2 protein-coding genes are annotated in these 1,870 nt (G+C 73.0%); both read right to left on the reverse strand.

Annotated features, from left to right (window positions below; translation table 11 throughout):
* Nucleotides 1-141: 141 nt before the first annotated feature.
* The gene (locus J0670_RS37005) at nt 142-984 is read right to left on the reverse strand and encodes an ABC transporter permease (RefSeq protein ID WP_207817164.1); all 843 of its coding nucleotides are present in this window, start codon (nt 982-984) and stop codon (nt 142-144) included.
* The coding region (locus J0670_RS37010) for an ABC transporter ATP-binding protein (RefSeq protein WP_207817165.1) at nt 981-1,870 on the reverse strand (890 nt) is incomplete at its 5' end. The genes J0670_RS37005 and J0670_RS37010, both read right to left, overlap by 4 nt.

Here is a 1,870-nt window from a genome sequence, read left to right on the forward strand (position 1 = left end):
ACGGCGGCGCCGAGGCGTTCCTCCCCGCCTGCGGCGTCCCCGCCGACACCCTGCGCGCCTTCCGCACCAAGGCCGCCTCGGCCTGACCGCCTCAGGGCCGGGCGTCGGGGCCGGGCGTCAGGGCCGGGCGTCAGGGCCGGTTCACACGTCCCGGCGCCGCACCACGACCACCGTCACCGCCACCGCGGCGGCCGCCCATAGCCCCATGGTGATCCACGAGTCCAGCACGCTCGGCGCGTACTTCCCCATCGTGGTCATGGAGTTGGGGTTGATGGTGAGCCGCTGGACGGTGGCCAGCGGCAGGTGGGTGCCGATCTCCTTCAGCCAGCGGTACCGGTCCCCGCCGAACATCATCGGCAGGATGAACATCAGCATCACCAGCGACACGATCGAGGCGGTGGCGTGCCGTAGCAGCGCGCCCAGCGCCATCCCGATCAGCGCGCAGGTCGGCACGATCGCCGCGTAGGCGAGCACCGCCCGCAGACAGCCGTCGTCGGTGATGGAGAGCCCGACGTGCCGGGAGGCCAGCATCGCGTTGGTGCCGAAGAAGGACACCACCGACACCACCACCCCGGCGAGCGTGGTGATCCCGCCGATCAGCAGCACCTTGGCCGCGATCACGCCCCGCCGGTCGGGGACGGCGGCGAAGGTGGTGCGGATCAGGCCGGTGGTGTACTCGCCGAACACGGTGATCGCCCCGAGGCTGCCGGCCGCGACCGCCATCAGGTCGCTGGAGATGTTGCCCAGGCCGTGGAACAGCGGGTCGTACCGGTACGGCGGCATGCCGGGCAGCCGTGGCGACGGGTGGTCGATGTACGTCAGGTCGGTGTGCACGGCGTTGAGGTTGACCACGATCGCCGCCAGCGCGGCGAGCGCCAGCACCCAGTACGTCGAGCGCAGCGAGCGCAGTTTGATCCACTCGGCGGCGAGCAGGTCGGTGAACCGGGGCGCCGGCTCGGTGAAGGTGGCGGTCACGGTGCTCATCGGGCCTCTCCAGCCAGGTACTCGACGCTGTCGGCGGTCAGGGACATGAACGCCGACTCCAGGGACGACGTCCGGGTGGCGAGCTCGTGCAGCACCACGCCGTGCCGCAGCGCGAGTTCGCCGATCCGTTCGGCGGGCAGCCCGGTGACGATCGCGAACTGCGGCTCCACCCGCCGTACCTCCGCCCCATCGGCCCGCAACGCCGGCTCCAGCGAGGCGAGTTCCGGCGCGCGTACGGCCACGGAGGTCTCCGCGTTGCGGGCCGAGAACTCGGCGAGGCTCTCGTCGGCGATCAGCCGCCCGCGCCCGATCACCACCAGCCGGTCCGCGGTGTGCTCCATCTCGGCCATCATGTGGCTGGAGACGAACACCGTCCGCCCCTCGTCCGCGAGCCGGCGGAACAGCCCGCGCACCCACAGCACGCCCTCCGGGTCCAGCCCGTTCAGCGGCTCGTCGAAGAGCAGCACCGGCGGATCGCCGAGCAGCGCCCCCGCGATGCCGAGCCGCTGCTTCATGCCCAGCGAGTAGCCGCCGATCCGCCGCCCGGCGGCCTTGCCGAGCCCGACCTCCGCCAGCACCTCCTCCACCCGCCCGAGCGGGATGCGGTTGCTGCGGGCCAGCGCCGCGAGGTGCGCCCGGGCGCTGCGCCCGCCGTGCACGTCGCCCGCGTCCAGCAGGGCGCCGACGTGCCGCAGGCCGCGCGGCCGGTTCGCGAAGGGCACCCCGGCCACGGTGACGCTGCCCTCGGTGGGGGTGTTGAGGCCCAGGATCATCCGCAGCGTGGTGGACTTGCCCGCGCCGTTGGGGCCGAGGAAGCCGGTGACGGTGCCCGGCCGGACGGTGAAGGTCAACTGGTCGACGGCCGTGGTGGCGCCGTACCGCTTGG

Source organism: Streptomyces sp. FH025 (genome assembly GCF_017427025.1).
Classification (GTDB): domain Bacteria; phylum Actinomycetota; class Actinomycetes; order Streptomycetales; family Streptomycetaceae; genus Kitasatospora.

What these genes read in the sequence shown, in the direction of transcription:
- J0670_RS37005 (WP_207817164.1), bottom strand. Translation starts at nt 984, where the DNA reads ATGAGCACCGTGACCGCCACCTTCACCGAGCCGGCGCCCCGGTTCACC.